This is a genomic window from Ruegeria sp. BHSC043, assembly GCF_059612985.1.
In genome coordinates this window covers 541,607-567,668 of sequence record NZ_JBXWRS010000001.1, presented here as the reverse complement: position 1 = coordinate 567,668, position 26,062 = coordinate 541,607, and the positions used below count along the sequence as shown (strand labels likewise).

General features: G+C 62.4%; 24 protein-coding genes. 9 read left to right on the top strand and 15 right to left on the bottom strand.

Going from position 1 to position 26,062, the window contains the following annotated elements; genetic code table 11:
- Window positions 1-3 precede the first annotated feature (3 nt).
- The 6 genes from AC2FMM_RS02785 to AC2FMM_RS02760 form a co-directional block, all read right to left on the bottom strand.
- The gene (locus tag AC2FMM_RS02785) at window positions 4-1,140 is read right to left on the bottom strand and encodes an MFS transporter (RefSeq protein ID WP_496795738.1); all 1,137 of its coding nucleotides are present in this window, start codon (window positions 1,138-1,140) and stop codon (window positions 4-6) included.
- 69 nt (window positions 1,141-1,209) lie between these two features.
- The gene (locus AC2FMM_RS02780; protein WP_496795737.1) at window positions 1,210-2,487 is read right to left on the bottom strand and encodes a DUF3422 family protein; all 1,278 of its coding nucleotides are present in this window, start codon (window positions 2,485-2,487) and stop codon (window positions 1,210-1,212) included.
- 106 nt (window positions 2,488-2,593) lie between these two features.
- Window positions 2,594-2,950 carry a VOC family protein gene (locus AC2FMM_RS02775; RefSeq protein ID WP_496795736.1) on the bottom strand — a complete coding sequence of 119 codons (357 nt, stop codon included), beginning with the start codon at window positions 2,948-2,950 and terminating at the stop codon, window positions 2,594-2,596.
- A gap of 98 nt (window positions 2,951-3,048) precedes the next feature.
- Window positions 3,049-4,503, bottom strand: coding sequence for an NAD(P)(+) transhydrogenase (Re/Si-specific) subunit beta (locus tag AC2FMM_RS02770; RefSeq protein ID WP_496795735.1), 1,455 nt, complete (start codon window positions 4,501-4,503; stop codon window positions 3,049-3,051).
- Between the two features lie 13 nt (window positions 4,504-4,516).
- Window positions 4,517-6,085, bottom strand: coding sequence for a Re/Si-specific NAD(P)(+) transhydrogenase subunit alpha (locus AC2FMM_RS02765; RefSeq protein WP_496795734.1), 1,569 nt, complete (start codon window positions 6,083-6,085; stop codon window positions 4,517-4,519).
- 130 nt (window positions 6,086-6,215) lie between these two features.
- A complete protein-coding gene (locus AC2FMM_RS02760) occupies window positions 6,216-6,665 on the bottom strand; it encodes a methyltransferase family protein (RefSeq protein ID WP_496686059.1) in 450 nt (149 codons plus the stop codon).
- Window positions 6,666-6,865: 200 nt separating this feature from the next.
- On the opposite strand from AC2FMM_RS02760, the gene kynU reads away from it, so the two are divergent.
- Window positions 6,866-8,059: a kynureninase gene (gene kynU, locus AC2FMM_RS02755; protein WP_496795733.1), complete on the top strand. Its 1,194-nt coding sequence runs from the start codon at window positions 6,866-6,868 to the stop codon at window positions 8,057-8,059.
- On the opposite strand, the gene AC2FMM_RS02750 is transcribed toward kynU, so the two are convergent.
- On the bottom strand, window positions 8,052-8,630 hold the full coding sequence (locus AC2FMM_RS02750; protein WP_496795732.1) for a TetR/AcrR family transcriptional regulator: 579 nt from the start codon (window positions 8,628-8,630) through the stop codon (window positions 8,052-8,054). The genes kynU and AC2FMM_RS02750 overlap by 8 nt on opposite strands.
- 99 nt (window positions 8,631-8,729) lie before the next feature.
- On the opposite strand from AC2FMM_RS02750, the gene AC2FMM_RS02745 reads away from it, so the two are divergent.
- Entirely contained in the window at window positions 8,730-9,194 is a 465-nt protein-coding gene (locus tag AC2FMM_RS02745; protein ID WP_496795731.1) for a (2Fe-2S)-binding protein, read from the top strand.
- A gap of 3 nt (window positions 9,195-9,197) precedes the next feature.
- A complete protein-coding gene (locus AC2FMM_RS02740; RefSeq protein WP_496795730.1) occupies window positions 9,198-11,438 on the top strand; it encodes a xanthine dehydrogenase family protein molybdopterin-binding subunit in 2,241 nt (746 codons plus the stop codon).
- A 60-nt stretch (window positions 11,439-11,498) separates the two neighbouring features.
- Here AC2FMM_RS02740 and AC2FMM_RS02735 read toward each other — a convergent pair whose 3' ends face one another.
- The 5 genes from AC2FMM_RS02735 to AC2FMM_RS02715 form a co-directional block, all read right to left on the bottom strand.
- Window positions 11,499-12,695, bottom strand: a complete 1,197-nt coding sequence (locus AC2FMM_RS02735; RefSeq protein WP_496795729.1) for an autotransporter outer membrane beta-barrel domain-containing protein — start codon at window positions 12,693-12,695, stop codon at window positions 11,499-11,501.
- 186 nt (window positions 12,696-12,881) lie between these two features.
- Entirely contained in the window at window positions 12,882-13,070 is a 189-nt protein-coding gene (locus AC2FMM_RS02730) for a hypothetical protein (protein ID WP_496795728.1), read from the bottom strand.
- Window positions 13,071-13,249: 179 nt separating this feature from the next.
- Entirely contained in the window at window positions 13,250-14,029 is a 780-nt protein-coding gene (locus AC2FMM_RS02725; RefSeq protein ID WP_496713610.1) for a gamma-glutamyl-gamma-aminobutyrate hydrolase family protein, read from the bottom strand.
- A gap of 189 nt (window positions 14,030-14,218) precedes the next feature.
- The gene (locus AC2FMM_RS02720; RefSeq protein WP_496678876.1) at window positions 14,219-14,644 is read right to left on the bottom strand and encodes a GlcG/HbpS family heme-binding protein; all 426 of its coding nucleotides are present in this window, start codon (window positions 14,642-14,644) and stop codon (window positions 14,219-14,221) included.
- A 36-nt stretch (window positions 14,645-14,680) separates the two neighbouring features.
- Window positions 14,681-16,816 (bottom strand): malate synthase G, encoded by a 2,136-nt coding sequence (locus AC2FMM_RS02715; RefSeq protein ID WP_496795727.1) that lies wholly within the window; start codon window positions 16,814-16,816, stop codon window positions 14,681-14,683.
- A 207-nt stretch (window positions 16,817-17,023) separates the two neighbouring features.
- Here AC2FMM_RS02715 and pepN point away from each other — a divergent pair, with 207 nt between their 5' ends.
- Together pepN and AC2FMM_RS02705 are read left to right on the top strand one after the other, a co-directional pair.
- Window positions 17,024-19,576 (top strand): aminopeptidase N, encoded by a 2,553-nt coding sequence (gene pepN / locus AC2FMM_RS02710; protein ID WP_496795726.1) that lies wholly within the window; start codon window positions 17,024-17,026, stop codon window positions 19,574-19,576.
- Entirely contained in the window at window positions 19,573-20,016 is a 444-nt protein-coding gene (locus AC2FMM_RS02705) for a hypothetical protein (RefSeq protein ID WP_496678872.1), read from the top strand. The genes pepN and AC2FMM_RS02705 overlap by 4 nt, the downstream gene beginning before the upstream one ends.
- Here the strand turns inward: AC2FMM_RS02705 and AC2FMM_RS02700 are convergent.
- On the bottom strand, window positions 19,998-20,399 hold the full coding sequence (locus AC2FMM_RS02700; protein WP_496795725.1) for a hypothetical protein: 402 nt from the start codon (window positions 20,397-20,399) through the stop codon (window positions 19,998-20,000). The two genes, AC2FMM_RS02705 and AC2FMM_RS02700, sit on opposite strands and share 19 nt — an antisense overlap.
- A gap of 30 nt (window positions 20,400-20,429) precedes the next feature.
- Here AC2FMM_RS02700 and AC2FMM_RS02695 point away from each other — a divergent pair, with 30 nt between their 5' ends.
- Together AC2FMM_RS02695 and gatB are read left to right on the top strand one after the other, a co-directional pair.
- Window positions 20,430-21,413, top strand: coding sequence for a hypothetical protein (locus AC2FMM_RS02695; protein ID WP_496795724.1), 984 nt, complete (start codon window positions 20,430-20,432; stop codon window positions 21,411-21,413).
- Window positions 21,414-21,503: 90 nt separating this feature from the next.
- Entirely contained in the window at window positions 21,504-23,015 is a 1,512-nt protein-coding gene (gene gatB / locus AC2FMM_RS02690; RefSeq protein ID WP_496795723.1) for an Asp-tRNA(Asn)/Glu-tRNA(Gln) amidotransferase subunit GatB, read from the top strand.
- A 234-nt stretch (window positions 23,016-23,249) separates the two neighbouring features.
- Here the strand turns inward: gatB and AC2FMM_RS02685 are convergent, their stop codons facing one another.
- A complete protein-coding gene (locus AC2FMM_RS02685) occupies window positions 23,250-24,164 on the bottom strand; it encodes a calcium-binding protein (RefSeq protein ID WP_496795722.1) in 915 nt (304 codons plus the stop codon).
- Between the two features lie 358 nt (window positions 24,165-24,522).
- Here AC2FMM_RS02685 and AC2FMM_RS02680 point away from each other — a divergent pair, with 358 nt between their 5' ends.
- Window positions 24,523-24,960: a DUF4177 domain-containing protein gene (locus AC2FMM_RS02680; protein WP_496678864.1), complete on the top strand. Its 438-nt coding sequence runs from the start codon at window positions 24,523-24,525 to the stop codon at window positions 24,958-24,960.
- 97 nt (window positions 24,961-25,057) lie between these two features.
- Here the strand turns inward: AC2FMM_RS02680 and AC2FMM_RS02675 are convergent, their stop codons facing one another.
- On the bottom strand, window positions 25,058-25,312 hold the full coding sequence (locus AC2FMM_RS02675) for a BolA family protein (protein WP_490360767.1): 255 nt from the start codon (window positions 25,310-25,312) through the stop codon (window positions 25,058-25,060).
- 107 nt (window positions 25,313-25,419) lie between these two features.
- Here AC2FMM_RS02675 and AC2FMM_RS02670 point away from each other — a divergent pair, with 107 nt between their 5' ends.
- Window positions 25,420-26,040: a J domain-containing protein gene (locus AC2FMM_RS02670; RefSeq protein ID WP_149774752.1), complete on the top strand. Its 621-nt coding sequence runs from the start codon at window positions 25,420-25,422 to the stop codon at window positions 26,038-26,040.
- Window positions 26,041-26,062 lie beyond the last annotated feature (22 nt).

Below are 26,062 nucleotides of genomic sequence, written 5' to 3'. Positions count from 1 at the left end.
AAGTCAGTCGGCGCGCCTAAGCGCGCCGGCCAACAAAACGATCACAACTGCCAGCGGCAGCAGGACGCCAAAGGCCAGCCGCAGTGACACGATCCCCGCCAGAAGCCCGATCAGCGGCGGACCGATCAGCAGACCTCCGTACCCCAAAGTGGCGACACTGGCGATGGCCTGCCCCGGCGGGACATGCGGGTCATTCGCGGCCCGACTGAAAGCCAGCGGCATGATCACCGCATAGCCCACGCCCATCATCGCGAATCCAGCCAGCGCCCCGACCGCCCCCCCGGCCGATACCACCAGGAACACGCCCAAGGCCGCGCAGGCTCCGCTGACCCGGGCCACCGGCACCGGGCCGAACCGGGCTATCACGAGCCCACCCAGGAGCCGAACTGCAACCATGGACACCGAAAAGACGGCATAGCCCAATGCCGCAACGCTTTCAGCCACACCCGTGACATCCCGCAGAAAGATGGCGCTCCAATCGGCCACCGCACCTTCCCCCAAAGCGCCGCACATCGCGGTCAGCCCGACCAGAACCAGAACTCCGCTGGGCAAGGCAAAGATCGCGTTGCCGTCGGACTGCACCCGCCGCGATGTCCATCGGACACAGGACAGGGCAAGCGCCAGCGCCACGGTTGCCCCGCCGGCCAGCAGGAAATGTGGCAACACGGCAAGCTGCAGCTGAACCGCGCCGTAGCCGCTGAGCGCTCCCAACCCGGCGCCGAGGCTCCACATCGCGTGGAACGAGGACATCACCGGTTTGGCGTAGGCCTGCTCGACCTCGGCGGCCCAGGCGTTCATGGCCACATCCATAGAGCCGTGTAAGGCCCCGAAGATGAACAGGAACGCAGCCAGCATGGCGAAGCTGTCGGCGGCCGCAAGAAGGATCAGTGATGCTGTGTACAAAACCGCGATCACCCGCGTCACTGTCACCGCTCCGAACCTGTCGGTCAGGCGTCCGGTGACTGGAAAGGAACACACCGCCCCAGCCGCCATGAACAGCAGGCCATAGCCCAGCTCTTCGTGGCTCAGCCCCAGACGGTCACGGACGGCCGGAATGCGCGAGGCCCAGATGCCGAACAGGGCGCCGTTCAGGATGAACATGGCGGCCACGGCCCGCCAGGCTGAAACCAATCCGATCATTTGCCCTGCCCCACCTGTGAATTGCCTGCCTTGCAGCAATACAGGCGCCGTGCGGGTTGGCAAGCCGCCCTATTCCAGCTTGCGGCGGATGCGGCGCACGGCCAACCAGACAAGCGCCACAACAGGCAGCGTCACGCCTGCGGTCAACATCCCCTTGCTGATCCCCGCCTTGGTCAACGGATACAGCAGGTAACTGACCAGTGACACGGCATAATAGCTGATGGCCACCACTGAAAGACCCTCGACCGTGTGCTGCAGACGCAGGGCCAGATCCGCCCGGCGGTCCATGCTCTCCAACAAAGCCTGGTTCTGCGCGCTGCGCTCGACATCGACGCGCGTTCGCAGCAGGTCACCGGCGCGAATGGCCCGGTCCGAAAGCGCCTGAAGTCGCCGTTCGGTCGCCTTGACCGTGCGCATGGCCGGGTCATAGCGGCGCATCATGAAATCGGCGAATGTCTGACGCCCGTGAAAGCGATCCTCGCGCAGCGCCTCGATTCTCTGGTGCACGATGGCCTCATAGGCCCCCGTCGCGGCAAAGCGAAAAGCCGAACGCGCCGACAGCGTCTCGAGCTCGGTCGACGTGGCCAGCAATTGCGGCAACAGATCGTCAGGATGGGTCTTGTCCTTGGTCATCTCGCCCATCAGCTGGGTCAGTTGCCGGTCCAACTCGCCGATCTGGGGCATCAGGGCCTTGACCCGGGCAAAGCCCAACATGGACATCGCCTTGTAGGTCTCGATCTCGCACAGGCGTTGGATGATCCGGCCGGTGCGCCTACGCCCGGTGCCCTCGGACACGAACAGGGCAAACCGCATGTGGCCCGCCGGGTCGATGCGAAAATCGCTGGCGCAGATCGCCGAGTCGTCCAGCACCTGTGACACAGCCAAGCTTTCGGGTTCGAACCAGTCCGCCAGCGCGGCTTGCGTGGCCCCGTCATCCGGGCGCGGCACCACCCGCAGCATGATCGAGGTCACACGCTGCCCCGGACTGGCCAGCAGCCAGTCGGGGGGGAATACCTCGAAATCGGCGGGGTTGAAGGCGCGCTCGCTGACATTCTGAGTGATGGCCGTGTAGGTCACGAATTCCGTGTGGTGTTCCCACTTCAACCAATGTCGCCCGATCTGGCCGGCATAGTGGGTGGCATCGGGTTGCGGATGCTGCGCCGCATGGCGGTCCAACAGGTCGATCAGGTGGGCCATATCTTCGGCTCGGTCGCGCGCCACCGCGGCGACCGGTTTTTTGATCGCAAGGAAGACAACCGTGCACGGGGCCTGCGCAACGGGGAACGGCCGCGCGTGCAATTCATTGGCCAACGTATAGCGCAGCGGATGATCCTCGATTGGCGTCATGAACGGCTCCTTGTATTCCGGGCACTATACGACACCGGCTGATTTCATCAATTCTCTTTTTATTTCATGTACTTACATGGATACCGCGGTATACAAGCCAGCTATCTCATTGATTTGGCTGCCAGAGCTCGATCGGATTGCCCTCGGGGTCGTTCAAGCGGGCGAATGTTCCGATCTCGCTGTTCCATTCGTCTCGGGTCTCCACCGCGATTCCAGCCGCGCGCAGTTGGTCGACCATGGCCGCCAGATCGTCGACGCGGAAATTGATCATCCATTGTTGCGCCGCATCACCGAAATAGTCCGTATCTTCCGAGAAAGGGGCAAAAACGGTGTAGCCTTCGCGCTGCTTCCACGGGACAGGGTCATAGTGGTTGACGCCCAGATGGGCCTCGTACCATTGCGACAGAGCCTTCGGATCACGGGCGCGAAAGAACACACCGCCAATGCCGTTTACCTTCTGCATGGAACACCTCGTGCCGTTGGGGGTTGCTGTGGCATCATACCCTGAAACGGAAAAAGGCGCCCGCGAGGGGCGCCTTTTCCAAGGATATGGGCCGCGGATCAGTCGATCATTGGCAGCAGCTTGTCCAGCGACTGCTTGGCGTCGCCATAGAACATGCGGGTGTTTTCCTTGTAGAACAGCGGGTTTTCGATACCCGAATACCCGGTGCCCTGCCCGCGTTTCGAGACGATCACCTGCTTGGCCTTCCACACTTCGAGCACCGGCATCCCCGCGATGGGCGAGTTCGGGTCTTCCTGCGCGGCCGGGTTCACGATGTCGTTCGAGCCGATGACAATGACAGCGTCCGTGTCCGGGAAATCATCGTTGATCTCATCCATCTCCAGCACGATGTCATAGGGTACCTTGGCCTCGGCCAGCAGCACGTTCATGTGGCCCGGCAGGCGGCCCGCAACGGGGTGGATGGCAAAGCGCACGTTCTTGCCTTTGGCGCGCAGCTTGCGCACCAGTTCACTAACCGACTGCTGCGCCTGTGCCACCGCCATGCCATACCCCGGCACGATGATGATGCTGTCGGCATCGTTCAGTGCTGCGGCGACACCTTCGGCGTCGATGGCCACCTGTTCGCCTTCCACGGCCATCTGTTCGCCCTGCGGGCCGCCGAAGCCGCCCAGGATCACGCTGACAAAATGGCGGTTCATCGCCTTGCACATGATGTAGGAAAGGATCGCACCCGACGAGCCAACCAGCGCGCCGACCACGATCAGCAGGTCGTTCCCCAGCGAGAAACCGATAGCCGCCGCAGCCCAGCCCGAATAGCTGTTCAGCATCGACACTACCACCGGCATGTCGGCACCGCCGATGCCCATGATCAGGTGATAACCGATGAACAGCGCCGCCAGCGTCATCAGGAACAGCGGGAAGAAGCCACCCGAAGCGGTGTACCAGATCAGACAGATCAACGAGAGGCCGGCCGCCGCCGCGTTCAGCACATGCCCGCCCGGCAGCTTGGTTGCCGCCGAGGTGACCTTGCCGGCCAGCTTTCCATAGGCCACGACCGAACCGGTAAAGGTGATCGCACCGATGAAGATGCCCAGGAACAGCTCGACATGCAGAATGGCCAGCTCGGCCGGGGTTTTCTTGGCGATCAGTTTCGCGAAGGCCCCCAGATCCGACAGGTCGGCATCCTTGGCCGCGTCAACGATCGCAAAGACTTCGGCGACGTTCTTGATCTCGAAATGGGCATTGTAGCCGACGAATACGGCCGCCAGACCCACCAGCGAGTGCATGGCGGCCACAAGCTGCGGCATCTCAGTCATCTGGACGCGCTGCGCCACGTATTGACCGATCAGGCCGCCGCCGATGATCAGCAGGAGCGACAGTGGCCAAAGGCCCGATCCGGGGCCGACCAGCGTGGCGAACACCGCCAGCGCCATGCCGACGATGCCGTACCAGACCGCGCGTTTGGCGCTTTCCTGGTTCGACAGACCGCCGAGCGAAAGGATGAACAGAACAGCCGCAACGACATAGGCGGCGGTGGTGAAGCCAAATTCCATGTGCCCGGCCTCCTTAAGATTTCTGGAACATGGCGAGCATGCGCCGGGTTACGAGGAAACCGCCGAAGATGTTGATCCCGGCCATGAAGATCGACAACGCCGCCAGCAGAATGACGAGGAAAGACCCCGACCCGATCTGCATCAACGCTCCCACGATGATGATCGAGGAAATCGCGTTGGTGATCGCCATCAACGGCGTGTGCAGGCTGTGGCTGACGTTCCAGATTACCTGGAAGCCAACGAAGACCGACAACACGAAAACGATGAAGTGCTGCATGAAGCTGGCCGGAGCCACCAGCCCCACCAACAGCATCAGCGCACCGCCCACGCCCAGCAGCGTCACCTGCTGTTTCGTCTGCGACTTGAAGGCCGCGATCTCTTGCGCGCGCTTTTCTTCAGGCGTCAGTTCCTTGACCTCGGCCTTGGGTTTGGCCGCGATGGCCTGCACCTTGGGCGGTGGCGGCGGGAAGGTGATCTGCCCTTCATGGGTCACGGTCGCTCCGCGGATCACGTCGTCTTCCATGTCGTGAACGATCTGCCCGTCCTTGTTGGGCGTCAGATCGGTCATCATGTGCCGGATGTTGGTGGCGTACAGCATCGAGGCCTGCGTCGCCATGCGGCTGGGGAAGTCGGTATAGCCGATGATGGTGACGCCATTGTCGGTGACGATCTTTTCGTCCGGAACGGTCAGCTTGCAGTTGCCGCCCTTCTCGGCCGCGAGGTCCACGATGACCGAGCCGCGTTTCATCGACTGAACCATGTCCTCGGTCCACAGCTCGGGCGCCTCGCGGTTGGGGATCAGCGCCGTGGTGATGACGATGTCCATTTCGGGCGCCATCTCGCGGAACTTGGCCAGCTGCGCCTCGCGGAACTCGGGGCTGGAAGGCTTGGCATAGCCGCCGGTTTCCGCGCCGTCCTGATCGTCCTGGAAATCCAGATAGACGAACTCGGCGCCCATGGATTCGACCTGTTCGGCCACTTCGGGGCGCACGTCGAACGCATAGACCACAGCACCCAGGCTGACGGCCGTGCCGATCGCGGCCAGACCGGCCACGCCGGCGCCCACGACCAGAACCTTGGCCGGCGGCACCTTGCCCGCGGCGGTGACCTGACCGGTGAAGAACCGGCCGAAATTGTTGCCCGCCTCGATCACGGCGCGATAGCCGGCGATGTTGGCCATCGACGACAGCGCATCCATCTTCTGCGCGCGGCTGATGCGGGGCACCATCTCCATCGCGATGACGTTCGCGCCCTTTTCCTTGGCCAGTTCCATCCCTTCTTCGTTCCCGGCCGGGTTGAAGAACGAGATCAGCGTCTTGCCCTTGGTCAGACGCTTGAGTTCGGTTTCGGTGGGCACGCGCACCTTGGCGATGATGTCGGCCGTTTTCCACAGCGCAGCCGCGGTCTTGACGATTTCGACCCCGACGGCCTTGTAAGCCTCGTCCGAGAACCCGGCGGCCGCGCCGGCCCCTTTCTCGATCGCGCAGTCATAGCCCAGTTTCTGCAACTGAACGGCCGACTCCGGAGTCATCGCGACCCGGTTCTCGCCCTTTAGTATTTCCTTTGGCGTGCCTATTTTCACCGGCAAGTCCCCCTAATTATCACTCTGTCCGAGCGGCTGATCGGTATTTCCTGTTAAGCAATCATGTATCCCGCGCAACATTATTTCGCAAGCGCAGCATTCATTACGTTGTGTCACGGGTCGGCGCATCTCAGATCCAGCGCCGGGTTTTGCGTTCGTAGCGCGCGAAATCCGCACGGAAGATGCGGCGAAGGCGGTTTTCCTCGGGCAGGATGAACCGCCGTTCAAGCACCCAGACGAAGACCGGAACCAACACCATCGACAACACGGCATCAAAGCGCAGGATCAACCCGGCAAGGATCAGGACATCGCCCAGATAGATCGGATTGCGGCTGCGCTTGTAAATGCCCGACTGCACCAGCGCCGAGGGTGTTTCATGCGGAATGACCGTCGTACGGTGGCGGCGGAATTCGACGATTGCCAGAACCGCCAGCAGGATGCCTGCACCGATCAACAGCCCGCTCAGCAGGTCCGTGAACCAGCCTTCCAGCGAAAGGCCGAACGACAGATAGCGGCCCTGCAACCAAGCCAGTGCCGCAAAGCCCACAAGCCACAGTGGCGGTAAGTCGATACGGCGCATTCGCATCCCTTCGTTGTCGCGACAATCACGGGCAGATTGTCGCTTCCGGCTTACGTCCTACCGTTTTCAGAACAGGATGGCAAAACCCCAAGGTGTCGCAACCCGAAATCGGGCCATCGACCCCTGACCACCCGATCATGGACAGTCCAGCGTCGATCCGATACCCCCAGATCGAAGAAGAAAAACCCTAGGGATCCAGCATGACCGATTTCGCCGCCACCAAAGCCATGTTCAACCTGCCGGAAGGAGTTCTGTATCTGGACGGCAACTCGCTGGGCCCTCTGCCCAAGGCGGCGGCCTCAAAGGTGCAGAAAATGCTGACCGAGGAATGGGGCCAGATGCTGATCACCGGGTGGAACAAGGCCGGATGGATGGGTATGCCGACCGACCTGGGCGATCGGATCGGCCGCTTGATCGGCGCCGCGCCCGGCACGGTCGTGGTGGGCGACACGCTGTCGATCAAGGTTTATCAGGCGGTTGCCTCGGCATTGGAGCTGAACCCGGGGCGCAAGGTGGTCCTGTCCGACAATGGCAACTTTCCCTCCGATCTCTACATGGCTGACGGGCTGCTGCGCTCGCTGGGCGAGGAGTACGAGCTGCGGGTCGTGGACCCCGAGGCCGTGGCCGAGCACATTACCGATGAAGTCGCCGTGCTGATGCTGACCGAGGTCGACTATCGCACCGGCCGCATGCATGACATGAAGGCGCTGACCGAGCTGGCCCATGCACGCGGCGTCATCACGGTGTGGGATCTTGCCCACTCTGCCGGGGCCATCCCGGTGGACTTGGCCGGGTGCAACGCCGATTTCGCGGTGGGGTGCACCTACAAATACCTCAACGGTGGTCCGGGCGCCCCCGCCTTCATCTATGTCGCGCCGAAATGGGCCGACACCGCGCGCCCGGCCCTGTCAGGCTGGCTGGGACACGAGGCCCCCTTTGCCTTCGACCTAGACTATCGCCCCGGCGCAGGCATCGAGCGCATGCGCGTCGGCACGCCGCCGGTGATCCAGATGACCGCGCTGGCCGCCGCGATGGATATCTGGGACATGGCCGACATGGATGATGTGCGCGCGAAGTCCATCGCTCTGACCGAACAGTTTATCCAGCAGGTCGAGGCCACCTGCCCCGATCTGGAACTGGCCAGCCCGCGCGACCCCGCAATGCGCGGCAGCCAAGTCTCGTTCCGTTTTGCCGACGGGTACGCGGCGATGCAGGCCCTGATCGCCCGCGGCGTGATCGGGGATTTCCGCGCGCCCGACATCATGCGGTTCGGCTTCACGCCGCTGTATATCGACGAAGGCGACGTGACGCGCGCCGTAGAGGTACTGGCGGACATCATGCAAAACCGTTTGTGGGACAAACCGGAATACAAGATCCGGCAGCGGGTTACCTGACCTCAAGCCCCGCGCCAATCAGCGCGGTCAGCTGGGCGATGCGCTGCTCGAACTCCTCGGCGTTCGAGGCGGTCATCTTGATCCCCTTGAGCGCGGCGATGATGGTCCGCGCGGTCTCGGCCGGACCGTCCGGCAGGCGCACGCGACCGGCTGCCAGTTCGCGCTCCAGCCATTCGGCGTAAAGGTCCGACAGCGCCGCCTCACCCTCGGCCACGATGTCGGCAGCGGTGGACTTGCTGGTATCCAGCATTTCAAGCCCATGCGGCGAGGCCAGGATGGCTGCCATCCCGGCGATTTGCGCGTCAATCGCCCGCGCCAGAATGTCGGACACCGCTCCATCGCCCTGCAGCGCCTGCGTCACCGCCGCGATCTTTTCGGCGTAATGCGCCTGCGTCAGGCTGCGAACGATGGCCTCTTTGTTCTTGTAATGCAGATAGACCGCCGGACGGGACATACCCGCGCCACGCGCTATGTCATCCATCGAGGTCTTGCGGAACCCATAGGCGGAAAAGGCCTGAAACGCCGAAGTCAGAATCGCCTTTGCCCGTGTATCATCCAATTTTTCCGCCATGAATTGACCTCTGACAGTTTCGCGCGAAATTGTCAATTGACGCGCTGACATTTTTCATAAATTATGTCAGAAACCAGCCACAGCCAAAAGAGGTGCGCCATGGCGACCACGCTGACGATCAACGGCAAGACCCATCAGGTCGACCTTCCTGACGACGTGCCCCTGTTGTGGGTTCTCCGGGACGAGATCGGCCTGACCGGCACCAAGTTCGGCTGCGGGGTCGCCGCCTGCAGGGCCTGCACGGTTCACATCGACGGCGAAGCGGTCCGGTCCTGCCAAGTGCCCCTGTCCGACGTCTGGGGCGAAGTGACGACGATTGAGGGCATCGGAACGCCCGAGGCGATGTCGGCGATCCAGCAGGCCTGGGTCGACCATCAGGTCGCGCAATGCGGCTATTGCCAGTCGGGGCAGATCATGCAGGCCGCCGCGCTGCTGGCCGAAAACCCCGCCCCCACGGATGCCGAGATCGACGAGGCGATGCAGGGCAACCTGTGCCGCTGTGGCACCTATCCCCGCATCCGCGCCGCGATCCACGACGCCGCCGCCAAGCTGAAGGAGGCCTGATCCATGGCCAGCATCGGAAAAATCCTGCGCCGAACCTTCCTGATCGGGTCTGCCGCCATCGTCGGCGGCGTGGCCTTCGGCGTCTATTACGTCAACCGCCCAGCCAAGAACCCGCTGAAGCCGGGCGAGGGCGAAGCGGCCCTGAACCCCTTCATCCTGATCGATCAGAACGGCGTGACCCTGTTTGCGCCCCGCGCCGAGATGGGCCAGGGCGTGAAAACCACCTGGGCCGCCCTGATCGCCGAAGAACTGGACGTGGATCTGGATCAGGTCACCGTTCTGCACGGGCCTGCGGCGGCGGCCTATTACAACTCGGCCTTGATCGGCGAGAGCCTGCCCAACAAGGGCTATGACGTCTCGAACTTCCAGCACAACCTGGGAGAGGCCCTGGGCGTGATCGGCAAGGCGCTCAGCCTGCAGGTCACCGGCGGCTCGACCTCGATGAAGGACGGGTTCGAGCGGATGCGCGCGGCCGGCGCCTCGGCACGCGAAACGTTGAAACAGGCGGCCGCCGACCGGCTGGGCATTGACCGCGACCAGTTGAAAACCGCCTCGGGCCACGTCATCGCGCCTGATGGCAGCAAAATCGCCTATACCGAGCTGGCTGCCGACGTGGCGCAGATGGATCCGATTGAGGCGCCCCTGCGCGATCCGTCTGAATGGCGCTATCTGGGCCGGACCCTGCCGCGTCTTGACATGGTGGAAAAGGCCACCGGCACGGCCCAGTTCGGCGTTGACGTGCGCCTTCCGGGCATGAAATTCGCCAGCGTGCGGATGAACCCCAGGCTGGGCGGTCAGATGAACGGCTTCGACGACAGCGCCGCCCGCGCAATGCCGGGCGTCGAAAAGATTGTCGATCTGGGCAATGGCGTTGCGGTGATTGCCACCAACACCTGGCTGGCAAACCAGGCGGTCGAGGCCATTGACGTCGATTGGGGCGAGGCCCCCTATCCCCCTGAAACCGAAGCCATCTTTACCGAGATCGCCAAGGCCTTCGACGCCGATCCCAACTCGACCATGCGCGATGACGGCGATGTCAGCACCGTTCCCGAAGGCGCAACAGTGATCGAAGCTGAATACACTGTCCCCTACCTGGCCCACGCCACGATGGAACCGATGAACGCCACCGCGCTGTTTACCGGCGACGCCTTGGAACTGTGGTGCGGGAACCAAGCCCCCACGCTGATCCAGTTCCGCGTTGCCAACACCGCGGGTCTGGATACCGAAGCAGTCCAAATCCACACCACCTATCTGGGTGGCGGGTTCGGTCGCCGCGGAGAATTGGATTTCGGCGAAATCGCAACCAAGGTTGCCATGGCGGTGCCGGGCACTCCTGTCCAGACCACCTGGAGCCGTGAAGAGGATATGAGCCACGATTACTACCGCCCCGGTGCGATGGCGCGGATGCGCGGCGCGGTTCAGGATGGCAAGGCAGTGCTTATCGACGGTGCGGTCGCCGCGCAGTCCTGCACGCAGCAAGCCGTCGAGCGCTACACCGGCATGCCCGGCGCTGGCCCCGACAAGGTGCTGGTCGAAGGGTTCTTCAACCAGCCCTACGCGGTGCCTAACTATCGCATGAGCGGCCACATCGCCGAACTGAAGATCCCTGTAGGTTTCTGGCGCTCGGTCGGCAACAGCCACAACGGCTTCTTCCACGAGACATTCATCGACGAGATGGCCCATGCCGCCGGACGCGATCCGCTGGCGTTCCGGTTGGAGCTGATGCGCGACGAACACGCGCCTTCGGCCGGGTGCCTCGAGGCGGTGCGCGACATGTCCGGCTGGACGGGCAAGACCCCAGATGGCGTGGGGCGCGGCGTGGCCTTCACCTACAGCTTCGGCACCCCGGTCGCGCAGGTGATCGAGGTGGTGGACGAAGACGGCACCATCCGTATCAGCAAGGCCTGGATCGCCTGCGACATGGGGCTGGCGCTGGACCCGGATAACGTAAAGGCGCAGATGTTCGGCGGCATGATGTATGGCCTGTCGGCGGCATGCTATGGCGAAATCACCTTTGCCGACGGCGAGGTCGAGCAGATGAACTTCCCCGACTATGACGCGCTGCGCATGCACACCGCGCCGCAGGTCGAGGTTCAGGTTCTGGAAACCAATCGCTTCATGGGTGGAGCGGGCGAACCCGGCACGCCGCCCTCGATGCCGGCGCTGGGTAACGCGCTGTTTGACCTGACCGGCCAGCGCGCCCGATCCCTGCCGCTCAATAAACAGTTCAACCTTCTGGTATGAAACGAAAAAGACCGACCCGGACGCCCTGGCCGGTCTTTTTCAAGCGTGACCGCACAGGGGCTAAAAGTTCACAGAAAGATAGATGGACGCTTCGGTTGAATCGAGATCGGCCTCGAACAGGCTCAGGTATCCAACCGAGGCTTCGAGAAACACGGCATCGCTGGCTTGCGCCCGCACACCTAGACGTGTGGCCCAGGTCAGATCGTCCGATTCAGTCCCCGCCGTTCCAAAACCATAATTTACCCGGTCTATCCAGTAAGATGCGCTGACTGAAACGTAAGGCGACATGATGGATCTCGAGGTCACGAAGGGCCGACTAATCTCCAACTCGGGTGTCAGGGCACCATACCGCGCGCCGCCGACTTCGCTCATGATGTTCGTGGGACTTCCCGCCAAGCTACCGCTCAGTTCAAATTCCGCGGCGCCATAATCATAGTAGTCAAAGGCAAGGGAGGGGCGCAAAACAAAAGCCCCAGCTTCATACTGGCCGATCGCCTCGAGGTTTGCCCGCCAACGCGAACGATCAAAGCTGCCATCCAGCTGCAACACTGAAACGTCCGTTGTAAACCGGCCATATGTTGCAACGCCGGTCAAAACCCAGGTTTCGCTGGCGCGCCATGAAAAATAGGGTCCCACAGACACCCCACTCACATCCTTCGCAAGCTGACCACTGAAGCCTTGCGTGTTCGTGTTTTCGTATTCGACCTGAAAGCCAAGTACCAAGTCCTCGCGAACAAGCCGATCGATACCCGCTGCGAAATAACTGTCTGAAATATCCGTGTCCCGAAAGCCCCGAGTGTCTTGGGTTTCGGTATAGGTGAAATCAGACCACACGTTCCAGGGGGTGGGCGGCGCCCATTCCCGTCCCGGCGTCAGTGGTGGACCCACGACCGGGTCGCACAGCGCCGGGTCCAGCTTACCCGACGCCTCCTGAACGCATGCAGACCTTGGGTAGTAGTCACGTCGGCCATTGCCACTGCTCGTGCGCGGCACCGCTGTCGTGGCGACAACACCACCGCCGGAACCGCCATTGCCGCCTCCGCCGAAACCGCCGCCCGAGCCGCCGTTGCCGCCTCCGCCAAAGCCGCCGCCGGAACCGCCGCCGGAACCGCCATTGCCGCCTCCGCCAAAGCCGCCGCCCGAGCCACCGTTGCCGCCACCGCCAAAACCGCCGCCCGAACCGCCGTTGCCGCCACCGCCAAAGCCGCCACCCGAGCCGCCGTTGCCGCCACCGTTACCCCCACCCCCACCCGGCAAGGTCCAATCACGTTTCTGGTTTTGCGTATCAATCAGGCAGTCTTTGCCATTTGGCGCACCACCTTGCTTGAAAAGCCGGTGAACGCCACCGTTACCATTGGAGACAAAGGGCGAAAGCGAAAGATGAACACCCTTCCGCGAACTGCTCCACGCGTCGACCGTCGAATTGCCTTGAGCGGCTTCCAGTCAGAAATTTCCCTGCCCCGTTGCAGACAACCAAACCGAAGAGGCAAAGTCCCGGGTTCGTCCGATATAAATCAAATCGCCCAAAGAACCGCATTGTTGCGCAAATGCTTCCGACGAAAAGACTGCCGCCGTAAACATCGGCACCACCCAGCGTCCTACCGGGAAGGCAAATTGTCCAAGGTTTGACATCGGTGAATTCCCTCAAAACCGCCGCCTGCGCCGAAACAGGGCTGACGTCAGCAACAGCCTGCTGTTGCATCAAGGAATTCGCAACGCCCATGGGGTCGCTTGCCAAAATACTCCTGACACCATGCCCAAATAACAACAGCTGGTGGACAACCGTCGCCTAGCACGAGCCCGGAAGGCAATCAGGCCGTCATTTGATAGGGTGCAGCCCTGTTTCCACGCGTCCAGGCCCGAACGGCGTCGCCGAAGGCCTGAAACAGGGGCCGCGACACCGGGTCATTGGCGGCATCCCATTCCGGGTGCCATTGCACCGACAGGGTAAACCCGGGCGCATCTTGGATATAGATCGCCTCGGGCGTACCATCCGGCGCGTGGCCGTCGATCACCACGCCCTTGCCCACCGTCTTGATGCCCTGCCCATGCAGCGTATTGGTCATCACCTCACTGGCGCCGAACAGTCGGTGAAAAACCCCGCCCTCCGTCAGCTTGACCACATGGCGCAGGGCGAATTTCTCTTCCAGCGTGCCATCGGGCGGCATGCGGTGGTTCATCCGGCCGGGCAGATCGCGGATTTCCGGGTACAAAGTGCCGCCCATGGCCACGTTGACCTCTTGGAACCCTCGGCAGATGCCCAGAAAGGGTTGGCCGCGTTCCACGCAAGCCCGCACCAGCGGCAGGGTGATTGCATCACGCGCCCGGTCGAATTCACCATGCGCGTCAGTTGCCGGCTCGCCGTATTCCTCGGGGTGAACGTTAGGGCGGCCACCGGTCAGCAGGAAACCGTCGCAAACCTCAAGCAGCTCGGCCACGTCGACATAGCGCGGGTCCGCCGGGATCAGCAGCGGCAGACAGTTCGAAACATTCGCGACCGCGTCCGAATTCATCGTTCCACCGGCATGGGTGGGATACTGGTCGTTCATCAGATACGAATTGCCGATGATGCCAACGACGGGTCGGGACATTCCGCTACCTTGCTGTTTTACATGCACTGGTCGGAAATTATCCGCCCCTTCAGTAACGTGCAAGAAAACACGCCCTGCACCATGGCGCAAGGACGTGTTCAGATACGCACATATCGTTTCCGATTTCCGCAGAGCGCTGGACGGATTTCCCGAACGATCTGCCGTGTGCGTGACGGCAGCACCAACCGATCAGGTCTCGCCGGTCAGCCCAGCGGCATCGATCCCGGCCATGGCTGCAACCACGTCGTTGTCCGAGGTGTCGCCGGTGACGCCGACGGCCCCGATCACCGCGCCCTTGCGGTCGCGCAACAGCACGCCGCCCGGCACCGGCACGACCTGACCGCCATAGACCCCATTCACCGCGGCCATGAAATAGGCCTGCGCCTCGGCCCGCTGCATCTGGGCGGTGCCTGCCATGCCCAGCATGACCGATCCATAGGCCTTGCCATGGGCAATCGCGAACCGGCCGGGGGCCGCGCCGTCCTCGCGCTCGAAGGCGATGACATGGCCGCCAGCGTCCAGCACCACCACCGACAGGGGTTTCAGGTCCATCTCGCGCCCTTTCTCAAGGGTTTTGCGAATGATGGTGCGGGCCTTTCTGAGTGAAACCGACATGATCTTGTCCTCTGTCTGCGGTGGTCTGTCCCGGTTCTAGCCCTGACGGGCCTTCAGTTCCAGCCGTCGCGCATGCAGGACCGGCTCGGTATAGCCCGAGGGCTGCACCCGCCCCTTGAACACCAGGTCGCAGGCGGCCTGGAAGGCGATGCCGTCGTAACCCGGTGCCATGGGCCGATAGGCCGGGTCGTCCGCGTTCTGACGGTCAACCACTGCGGCCATCTTCTTCATCGCGGCCATCACATGATCGGCGCTGATCACGTCGTGATGCAGCCAGTTGGCCAGCGCTTGGCTCGAGATCCGGCAGGTGGCGCGATCCTCCATCAGACCCACGTCGTTGATATCGGGCACCTTCGAGCAGCCGACGCCCTGATCGACCCAGCGTACGACGTATCCCAGGATGCCCTGTGCGTTGTTCTCGATCTCGCGGGTGATCTCGTCGTCGCTGAGGTTGCGGCCGCCAAACAGCGGGATGGTCAGCAGATCGTCCAGCGTGCCGCGCGGGCCTCCGGCAGCGATCTCGTCCTGACGGGCCAAGACGTCCACCTTGTGGTAATGAGTCGCGTGCAGGGTCGCTGCGGTGGGCGACGGCACCCAGGCGCAGGTCGCACCGGCCATGGGGTGGCCAATCTTGGCCTCGAGCATCTCGCCCATCCGGTCGGGCATGGCCCACATGCCCTTGCCGATCTGCGCCCGCCCCTTCAGACCGCAGGCCAGCCCGATATCGACATTGCGATCCTCGTAGGACTGGATCCATGGCGTATTCTTCATGTCGCCCTTGGGCAGCATCGGCCCGGCCTCCATCGAGGTATGGATTTCATCCCCCGTCCGGTCGAGGAATCCGGTATTGATGAAGGCCACCCGCGATTTCGCGGCGCGGATGCATTCCTTGAGGTTTACCGAAGTCCGGCGTTCCTCATCCATGATGCCCAGTTTCACGGTGTTGCGCGGCAGGCCCAGAATGTCCTCGACCATGTCGAAGATCCGGACCGAAAACGCCACCTCTTCGGGTCCGTGCATCTTGGGCTTGACCACATAGACCGAACCGTGGACCGAGTTGCCGCCATCACGCTGCAGGTCGTGCATCGCGATCAGCGTGGTGCAAAGCGCGTCCATCAGCCCCTCGCCGATCTCGTTGCCCTCGGCGTCCAGCACGGCTGGGTTGGTCATCAGGTGGCCCACATTACGCACCAGCATCAGCGATCGGCCCTTCAGGCTGCCGGCCGATCCGTCGGGCCGGGTAAAGGCGATGTCCTCGGACAGTTTGCGGGTAAATGTCCGGCCGCCCTTCGTGACCTCTTCGGTCAGATCGCCCTTCATCAGGCCCAGCCAGTTGCCATAAGCCACGACCTTGTCCTCGGCATCGACACAAGCCACCGAATCTTCGCAGTCCATGATGGTGGACAGGGCCGACTCCAGGTGCACATCGGAGATGCCCGCCGGGTCCGAGGCTCCAATGGTGCTGGACGGGTCGATCATGATCTGGATGTGCAGGCCGTTATTCCTCAACAGTACGAAGTCCGGGGCCATGGCCGCACCGCCGAAGCCCACGAATTTCCCGGGCTCGGCCAGCGCCGGAACCAATGCGCCGCCTTCGACCTTCAGACCGGATACATCGGCCCAGCTGCCTTGGCCAAGCGGTGCTGCCTCGTCCAGAAACGCCTTGGCCCAGGCGATGACCCGCGCACCGCGGGCCGCGTCATAGCCGCTCCCATGCGGCAGGTCGCCCATCGCGTCGGTGCCATAGAGCGCGTCATACAGGCTGCCCCAGCGGGCGTTGGCCGCGTTCAGGGCAAAACGCGCATTGGTGATCGGCACCACCAGCTGCGGGCCGGGCGTCGCGGCGATCTCGGGGTCGACATTCGCCGTGTCGATCTGGAAATCGGGGCCTTCATCCAGCAGATAGCCGATTTCGCGCAGAAAGGCTTGGTACTCGGCCATGTCGATGGGTTGCCCCTTGCGGGCCAGGTGCCATGCGTCGATCCGGCTTTGGATCTCGGCGCGCTTGTCCAGCAATTCGCGGTTCTGCGGCCCCAACTCGGCCACCATCCGCGCGAGGCCCGCCCAGAACGCATCGGGGGCCACCTCGGTTCCCGGCAGCGCCTGCTGCTCAATGAATTCGGCCAGAACCGTGTCTACGTTCAGCCCGTGCCGGTCTTGTCTGCCGCTCATGAATCGAATCTCCCGCCCTGTCGTAACATTGGTCTAGTTCACCAAATAAGCCGAGCGTTTCCGATAGGCAACTTCTGCGTTCAATTTTTGGTAAAATTTTTTTACCAAAAATCGACATCCCCGGGCCACCCATGGCTTCGATCGCCTTGCAGCCAATTCATGATCCCCCTAACTTCGCGCCCAACATCCATACACCAGAGGCCCCCGATGCGTGACGCCGCCCCCACAACGATTTACCTCAAGGACTACTCGCCGTTCGGTTACATCGTCGACAGCGTTCACCTGATCTTCGATCTGGCGCCGAATGCAACGCGCGTGACATCACGCATCGCGTTCCGCCCGAACCCGCAAGCCACCGACCGCACGTTCTTTTTGCATGGTGAAGAGCTGAAGCTGATCCGCGCCAGCATCGACGGCACCCCGATCACCCCCGACGTCACCGAAAAGGGCTTGACCGCAAGCGTCCCCGATGCCCCCTTCGTCTGGGAGGCTGAAGTCGAGATCGACCCCGGCAACAACACCGCGCTCGAAGGGCTGTACATGTCCAACGGCATGTATTGCACCCAGTGCGAGGCCGAGGGATTCCGCAAGATCACCTTCTACCCCGACCGGCCCGACGTGATGTCCACCTTCACCGTTCGCATCAACGGTGACCTGCCGGTGCTGCTGTCCAACGGCAACCCCACGGGCAAGGGCGAAGGCTGGGCCGAATGGACCGACCCCTGGCCCAAGCCCGCCTATCTGTTCGCTCTGGTCGCCGGAGACCTGGTTGCCCATTCCGACAGCTTCACCACCAATTCGGGCCGGCATGTGGATCTGAACCTCTGGGTCCGCCCCGGGGATGAGGGCAAATGCGCCTTTGGCATGGACGCGCTGAAGCGGTCAATGAAATGGGACGAGGACGTCTATGGCCGCGAATACGATCTGGACGTGTTCAACATCGTCGCCGTGGATGACTTCAACATGGGCGCGATGGAGAACAAGGGGCTGAACATCTTCAACTCGTCTGCGGTGCTGGCCAGCCCTGAAACCTCGACCGATGCCAATTTCGAACGGATCGAGGCGATCATCGCGCATGAGTATTTCCACAACTGGACCGGCAACCGCATCACCTGCCGCGACTGGTTCCAGCTGTGCCTGAAAGAGGGGCTGACCGTGTTCCGCGACGCGCAGTTCACCTCTGACATGCGCTCGGCCCCGGTCAAGCGCATCCATGACGTGATCGACCTGCGCGCGCGCCAGTTCCCCGAGGACAACGGGCCGCTGTCGCACCCCGTGCGCCCCGAAAGCTTTCAGGAGATCAACAACTTCTACACCGCGACCGTCTATGAGAAAGGTGCCGAGGTGATCGGCATGCTGAAAACGCTGGTGGGGGACGAGGCCTATTCCAAGGCGCTGGACCTGTATTTTGAACGCCACGACGGGCAGGCCTGTACGATCGAGGACTGGCTGAAAGTGTTCGAGGACACGACCGGCCGCGACCTGACCCATTTCAAGCGGTGGTACAGCCAGTCCGGCACGTCCCGGGTGAAGGTCGAGGAGGATTGGGCCGACGGCACCTATACCCTGACCCTGTCCCAGAGCACCCCACCCACGCCCGGCCAACCCGAGAAGCTGCCGCAGGTGATCCCCGTGGCCGTGGGCCTGCTGGGTCCCAATGGCAACGAGGTGCGCGGCACCGAGGTGCTGGAACTGACCGAAGTGCGCCAGAGCTTCACCTTCGAAGGGCTGGCCACGCGGCCCGTCGCCTCGATCCTGCGGGGGTTCTCGGCGCCGGTGATCCTGGAGCATGACCGCCCCAACGCCGAACGCGCGTTTTTGCTGGCCCATGACACCGATCCGTTCAACCGGTGGGAGGCCGGACGGACGCTGGCGCAGGACACCTTGCTGCGCATGATCACACAGGACGCGGCCCCCGATGCCGAATATCTGGATGGCTTGCTGGCCGTTCTGCGCGACGCCGATCTGGACCCGGCCTATCGTGCACTGATGCTGGGTCTGCCGACCCAATCCGAACTGGCCGCCGCGCTGCACGAACAGGGCAAAACGCCCGACCCGACGGCGATCTGGCGCGGGGTCGAGACCCTACGACAAGCCACCGCCCAACATATGCAGGACCTGTTGCCCCGCCTGCACTCCGAGGCGCTGGTGGACGGCCCCTATTCGCCCGATGCCGAACAGGCGGGCAAGCGCGCATTGGGCAGCGCCGCGCTGGCGCTGACCACCCGGCTGGACGGCGGCGCCATGGCGGCCGAGGTCTATGCCAAGGCCGACAACATGACCCTGCAGCTCAGCGCCCTGTCTTGCCTGCTGCGGGCCGGCAAAGGTCAGGCGGAACTGGCGGCATTCTACGATCAGTGGCACCACGACCGGCTGGTTCTGGACAAATGGTTCGGGCTTCAAGCCTCGCTGGCCGCACCGGACGATGCGCCGCGGATCGCCCGCGCCCTGTCCGAGCATCCCGATTTCAACTGGAAGAACCCCAATCGGTTCCGTGCGCTGATGGGTGGACTGGCAATGAACCACGCCGGGTTCCACCATGCCAGCGGCGCGTCCTACGCCTTGCTGGCCGACTGGCTGATCCGGCTGGACCCGGTCAACCCGCAGACCACTGCGCGCATGTGCACCGCCTTCCAGACCTGGAAACGCTATGACGCCGACCGTCAGGACCTGATCCGCGCCCACCTGACTCGCATCGCCGAAACCCCGAACCTGTCGCGCGACACGACCGAGATGATCTCGCGCATCCTCGGGGCATGACGGCGCCCGAAGGCTCTGGGTTCCGCTTTACCCGCCACAACCGGTCGCCCCGCAGCATCGCCATTCTGGCCGCTGTCTATGCGGGGCTGCTGGCACTTGTGCTGATTTTCGACGCGGCTTGGTGGCTGATTGGGTTGCTGGCGCTGGGCACCCTGCCCGCGCTGTGGGACGTGCTGCGCGACACCGATGCCGGGCTGAACCTGGGGCCTGCAAAACTGCGCTGGCATTCGGGCGCACGGCAGGGCGAGATCGACCTGACCGAGATCGACTTCTTCCGCTTCGACACACGCTGGGACTTTTCGGTGCGCGTTTCGATGGTGCTGACCAACGGCAAGCGGTTGCGCCTGCCGGACGAGGCCCTTCCGCCGCACAAACAGCTTGAACAGGCGCTGCAACAGGCAGGTTTCCGGGTCGACCGGCATCATTTCACGGTTTTCTGAAACGATACCGCTGTTTCCAGGCCCATTGAACCTAATCCATCGCCGTTTTTGCGCACCTGCGCCCGACATCTTGAATTTTGCACAATTCCCCAGCAGACTGGGACTTGGTTTTTTACGAGTTTCAAATAGTCCGAGTGTTCCTCATGTTCCGGTCTTTCAGGGCGGGGCTTGCGCCCCTCAAAGGATTTCTCCAATCTACGCCGCATCAGCGCGTCGCGCAGGTCGATCCCGCTGCGGACTGCCTGCACCATGTCGGCCGGCTGAACATTCCCGTCGCGCAGACTGACGTGCCAACCGGACAGGATCGGATCGATCGGGGCCGCCATCTGGCCCGCCAAGATCGCTGGGCCGAGCTGTCCGCCGAAATCCGAACGGCCGACCAAACCCGCGCCACGGCACCCGACGGGGCTCCCGTGGCAGACCTGTTGGCCTTCGGCGCACGTTCGGATGTGGTTCTGGCGGTTGAACATGCGTTATCCGACGGCAAGGCATTTGCCGAGTATGATGTGCTGGCCGGAATTTCGGAACTGGAAGGCGTGATGCAGGACCACCCCGGCGACCCGATCATCGCGCTGATCGTAGCCCTGGCCCATATCGATCTTGCATGGGCATGGCGGGGAACCGCACAGGTTTCAACGCTTCCACCGTTGAACCGGGCCCGCTGCGCGGCACATTTCGATCGCGCCGGTGCCATCCTGTCGCGATGGCGGCCAGCAACAGCCGACAGCCCGATCATGGCTGCGGCCGACTGTGCCCTGCTGGGCGGGCAACCGGCCGGCACCCGACGCGTCGCGGACCGGTATGAACGGTTGATCGCGCTGGATCCGTACAACCCCCGGCACATGCGCGCGATGGGCTGCCATCTGCTGCCCCGCTGGTTCGGCAGCTACGAGGAACTGGAGTTGCGGGCCCTGCGCGCCGCAGCCAACACGCAATCAATCTGGGGCGCAGGCGGATACGCCTGGGTCCAGTTCGACGCCATCGCGATGGACGAGATCGCCTGTGCCCGCCTGGACACCGACTATTTCCTGCAGGGCCTGTCCGACATCGTCGCCCGCAGGCCCGACCAGCAGACGGTCAACCTGCTGGCGTCCTATTGCGCCCTGACCATGCAAAGTGGCCAATGTCTGAACGAACAGGCCGATCTGGTGCGCAGCCGCATCGCCGACGCCGCCCAATGGTTGATCCGCGACCACCTGACCGAGTTGCACCCGCTGATCTGGGCGCACGCGGCGAACGGGTTCAACAACTCGGTCCGAGTGCAATCGCCCGAACGGTACGCCGCGCGGGGACACCGCGCCGCCCTGCACGCCATCAGCGACCTGTTCCGCGACGAGCTGCGCGACGGGACTGTCGTGACCTTCACACCCTCGGGCCTGCAGTTGAACACCCCCTGAGATTCGCGCTCCCCGCGCCTTTGCCCCTTGCCCCTTGGACGGTCCGGGCCTAATACGCAGGCCTAGACTTCTGCGGAAATGAGGCGCGCCATGCTCGACTTGACCTATGAACTGCCCAAACCCAAGACCATCGCCGGTGCCAAGCACGACTGGGAACTGGTGATCGGGATGGAGGTGCACGCGCAGGTCTCGTCCAATGCCAAGCTGTTCTCGGGGGCATCGACCAAATTCGGGGCCGAGCCGAACTCGAACGTGTCCTTCGTGGATGCGGCCATGCCGGGCATGCTGCCGGTGATAAACGAATTTTGCGTGGCCCAGGCCGTGCGCACCGGCTTGGGCCTGAAGGCGCAGATCAACCTGAAATCGGCCTTTGACCGCAAGAACTATTTCTACCCCGACCTGCCGCAGGGCTACCAGATCAGCCAGCTGTATCACCCGATCGTGGGCGAAGGCGAAGTGCTGGTAGAGATGGGCGACGGCACCGCGCGCAGGGTGCGGATCGAGCGTATCCACATGGAGCAGGACGCGGGCAAGTCGATCCACGACATGGATCCGAACATGTCCTTCGTCGACCTCAACCGCACCGGCGTCTGCCTGATGGAGATCGTCAGCCGCCCCGACATCCGCGGGCCGGAAGAGGCCGCCGCCTATATCGCGAAGCTGCGCCAGATCATGCGCTATCTGGGCACCTGCGACGGCAACATGCAGAACGGCAACCTGCGGGCCGACGTGAACGTGTCGATCTGCCGCCCCGGCGACTATGAGAAATACATGGAAACGCAGGACTTTTCGTACCTGGGCACGCGTTGCGAGATCAAGAACATGAACTCGATGCGCTTCATCCAGCAAGCCATCGAGGTCGAGGCGCGTCGCCAGATCGCCATCGTCGAGGCCGGCGGCAAGGTCGAGCAGGAAACCCGCCTGTATGATCCCGACAAGGGCGAGACGCGCTCGATGCGGTCCAAGGAAGAGGCGCATGACTATCGCTACTTCCCCGATCCCGACCTGCTGCCGCTGGAAATCGAGCAGACCTGGGTCGATGACATCGCCGCCAAGCTGCCCGAGCTGCCGGACGAGAAAAAGGCCCGTTTCATCAACGATTTTGGCCTGACCGACTATGACGCATCAGTGCTGACCGCCGAGGTTGAATCGGCGGTGTACTTCGAAGAGGTCGCCAAGGGCCGCAGCGGCAAGCTGGCCGCGAACTGGGTCATCAACGAGCTGTTTGGCCGCCTGAAGAAAGACGACCGCGACATCACCGACTCGCCGGTTTCGCCCGCACAGCTGGGTGGAATCATCGACCTGATCGCCTCGGACGCCATCTCGGGCAAGATCGCCAAGGAGCTGTTCGAGATCGTTTATACAGAAGGCGGCGACCCGGCGCAGATCGTCGAAGAGCGCGGCATGAAGCAGGTGACCGACACCGGTGCCATCGAGGCCGCGCTGGACGAGATCATCGCGGCCAATCCCGCCCAGGTCGAGAAGGCCAAGGTGAACCCGAAACTGGCCGGTTGGTTCGTCGGACAGGTGATGAAAGCCACCGGCGGCAAGGCCAACCCCAAGGCAGTCAACCAGTTGGTTGCGCAGAAGCTGGGCCAATAAGTTCTTTCGGTTTGTACAGGCCGGGCAACTGGGTTTGTCCGGTTTGTAGTCAACAGTCTTGCAAACACGGGCCCGGCTCGATTGAACGAAAGCTACCCGTTGCCGAACGGTTCTTGATCGTGGCATCGCCTTCGGCGCTGATAGGCGACGAAAACCGTCGGTCAGGGCGGTCATTGTTGGCGATCTATGATTCTCGCTGCAACAAGAATGACGCTGGCTGCTGCGGAAACTTCCCTACAGAATAAAATCCGTCTGGTTCAGATCGAAGATACCAGTCAATTGAACTTGGAAATCGGCAGAGCCATCCCCATCGATATCCGCGCTCACGACTGTAATTCCGCTTGTCGTGTTTTTGACGAAACGCAATTCACCCTCAGTGCCAGAGAACGCGGCTTCTCCAATAAACATAAAAGCCTGATCCAAAGGTTGCGACGTTGCATCGATAGCGGAAACATCAATAACATCTTCCCCTTGAACGAAATCTGTAACGACGTCCCGTTTCGTTCCTCCAACACGCGACTCGGAAACAGCTTTGAATACGAACTGGTCCGCACCCGCACCTCCGGCAAGGATGTCACGACCGGCGCCGCCCTGCAGGATGTCGTCTCCCGAACCCCCAGCTAGGTTGTCGTTACCAGATCCACCAATGAGAGTATCATTGTCGCCGCCGCCTCTCAAAATATCCGCCGCGCGCCCGCCGTTCAGAATGTCGTTGCCGGCACCGCCATAAACTCGGTCGCTGCCGCCGCCACCGATCAGTACGTCGTCGCCACTGCCGCCGGAAAGGACATCGTTCCCGGACTGTCCGACGAGTTTGTCCACTCCACCCTGACCAATTAGTCTGTCATTGCCTTGGTTGCCAAAAACGGTGTCGTTTCCTAGTCCACCTCGGACGACATCGTTACCACTTCCGGCCCACACCGTGTCGTCTCCATCCCGAGCGTTGACGATGTCATTTCCTGCAAATGACTTAATACTATCAGCAAACAACGAACCGGTTAGGCTATCGCTTTTTGCAAGAACAATTGCTGCCGCTTTTTGAAAGTTCGCTTGTATCTGGATTGCATTGTACAGCGCTGCGGCACTCGCGCCAATTCCAGTCACAGTGTATAGTTTCTGACCACCCGCAAACTCGGTGATCTTGTTCATAGTTCCGGACACGCGCCCTGCCGCATCATACCTGAAACTGCCTTCGTAGATCGTTTTCCGAAACCCATCCGAAATAACGATCCTCCCCGAGTTTGCGACCTGCACAAAACCAAACCATACAGATGTGTTCGGTATATCAACGCCGCGATACGCAATCGCTCGAGCCATAACACCCCCCCAAACTAATTAACCCAACGTCAATTAGTAGACGCGTGTCAGGCGAGTATGTCAATCAATGCACCTTTACCGAGTATCCAAATGGAAAAATCTGCCTATATAGTGCGGTCGTCATACAAGTGGTGCTATGGCGTTTGGGGAACACGCTGCTATAACCCCTTCAACAATTTTGAGGTTGTGTATGCAGCGTTACGAATACAAGGTCGTCCCGGCCCCCAAGAAAGGCACCAAGGCCAAAGGGGTCAAAACGCCCGAGGGCCGGTTTGCCGTCACCATCGAGCAGCTATTGAATGAGATGGGCGCGGAAGGTTGGGAATATCAGAGCGCCGAACTGCTGCCCAGCGAAGAGCGGGTGGGACTGACCGGCAGCACCACGAACTGGCGCAATGTTCTGGTGTTCCGGCGGGCGGTCGAGACCGAAGTGCCGGCCGATGAAGCCGAGGCCTTTCTGACCCCGCCCGAACAGGACGATACTCCCTTGGCGCGTCCGGTTCCCGGCCCCGACGCACCGGCCCCGATCGCGCAGGATAATGACGACCCGCCGCTGACGTCGAAGCCGGACAAAGACACCCCCGAGGCCAAGCCGGACGAGGCCGAAAAAGATACCCGGGGCAACTGAACCATTACCGCCACACCGCCTGGCTGGATGCGCGGATTTCGGGCATGCGCCAGTTGCTTGCCAGCGCTCTGATCGCCTTCCGCCGGCCGTGGCGCAATCAGTCGCCAATGTCCAGCGCCAGCGCGTGGATGCGCGGCACGACGTCTCCCAGCGCTTTGTGCACGGCACGATGGCGGGCCACACGGGACTGACCGGCAAAGGCCGCGGCGCGGATGCGGACGTTGAAATGGCTTTCGCCGCCTTCGCGAAACCCGGCATGGCCGCGATGGCTTTCGCTGTCGTCCACGACCTCAAGCTCATAGGGGTCGAAAGCCGCCTGCAGGCGGGTGCGAATTTCCTCGGTCATGGTCATTTTCGTGCTCGTGGACAAATAATTTGCCGCGCCCCTCTTCTACTTTCGGTCACTTAGATTAAACTGCTGCCTCCGAGTCGAAAAGACGCGTTCGTGAGGATGAGCACATGGTAAAACCTGATCCCTTCGGTTTCGACATCTCGGTGTCCAGTGCCAAGAAGAAAAACCCGCGCGGCCGCCGGGGAATGTCGGGCGCATCCGAAACATCGACCCGCGTCTGCGATCACGAAGGCTGTAACGAACCGGGGAAATACCGCGCGCCCAAGGCGCCCGACGTGCTGGATGACTATTTCTGGTTCTGCCAGCAGCATGTGCGCGAGTATAACCAGAAGTGGAATTTCTTCGACGGCACGACCGAGGCCGAGCTGAACGCGCAGCGGTCCAAGGACAAGGTGTGGGAGCGCGAGACCAAACCGATGGGCGACCCCGAGGCGCGCGCCTGGGCCCGCCTTGGGATCGAGGACCCGCATCAGGTGCTGGGCGAAAAGGCCACCAAGAACCGGGGCCGCGAAGCCACGGGCCGCCGCTTACCGCCCACCGAACGCCGGGCGATCGAGATCCTCGAAGCCAAGGACACCTGGACCAAGGCCGAGGTGCGCAAGGCCTACAAGAAGCTGATCAAGGTTCTGCATCCCGACATGAACGGCGGCGACCGCAGTCAGGAAGAACAATTGCAGGAAGTGGTCTGGGCCTGGGACCAGATCAAGGACAGCCGCAATTTCAAGTAAAGCCTCAGCCTTTCAATGAAAA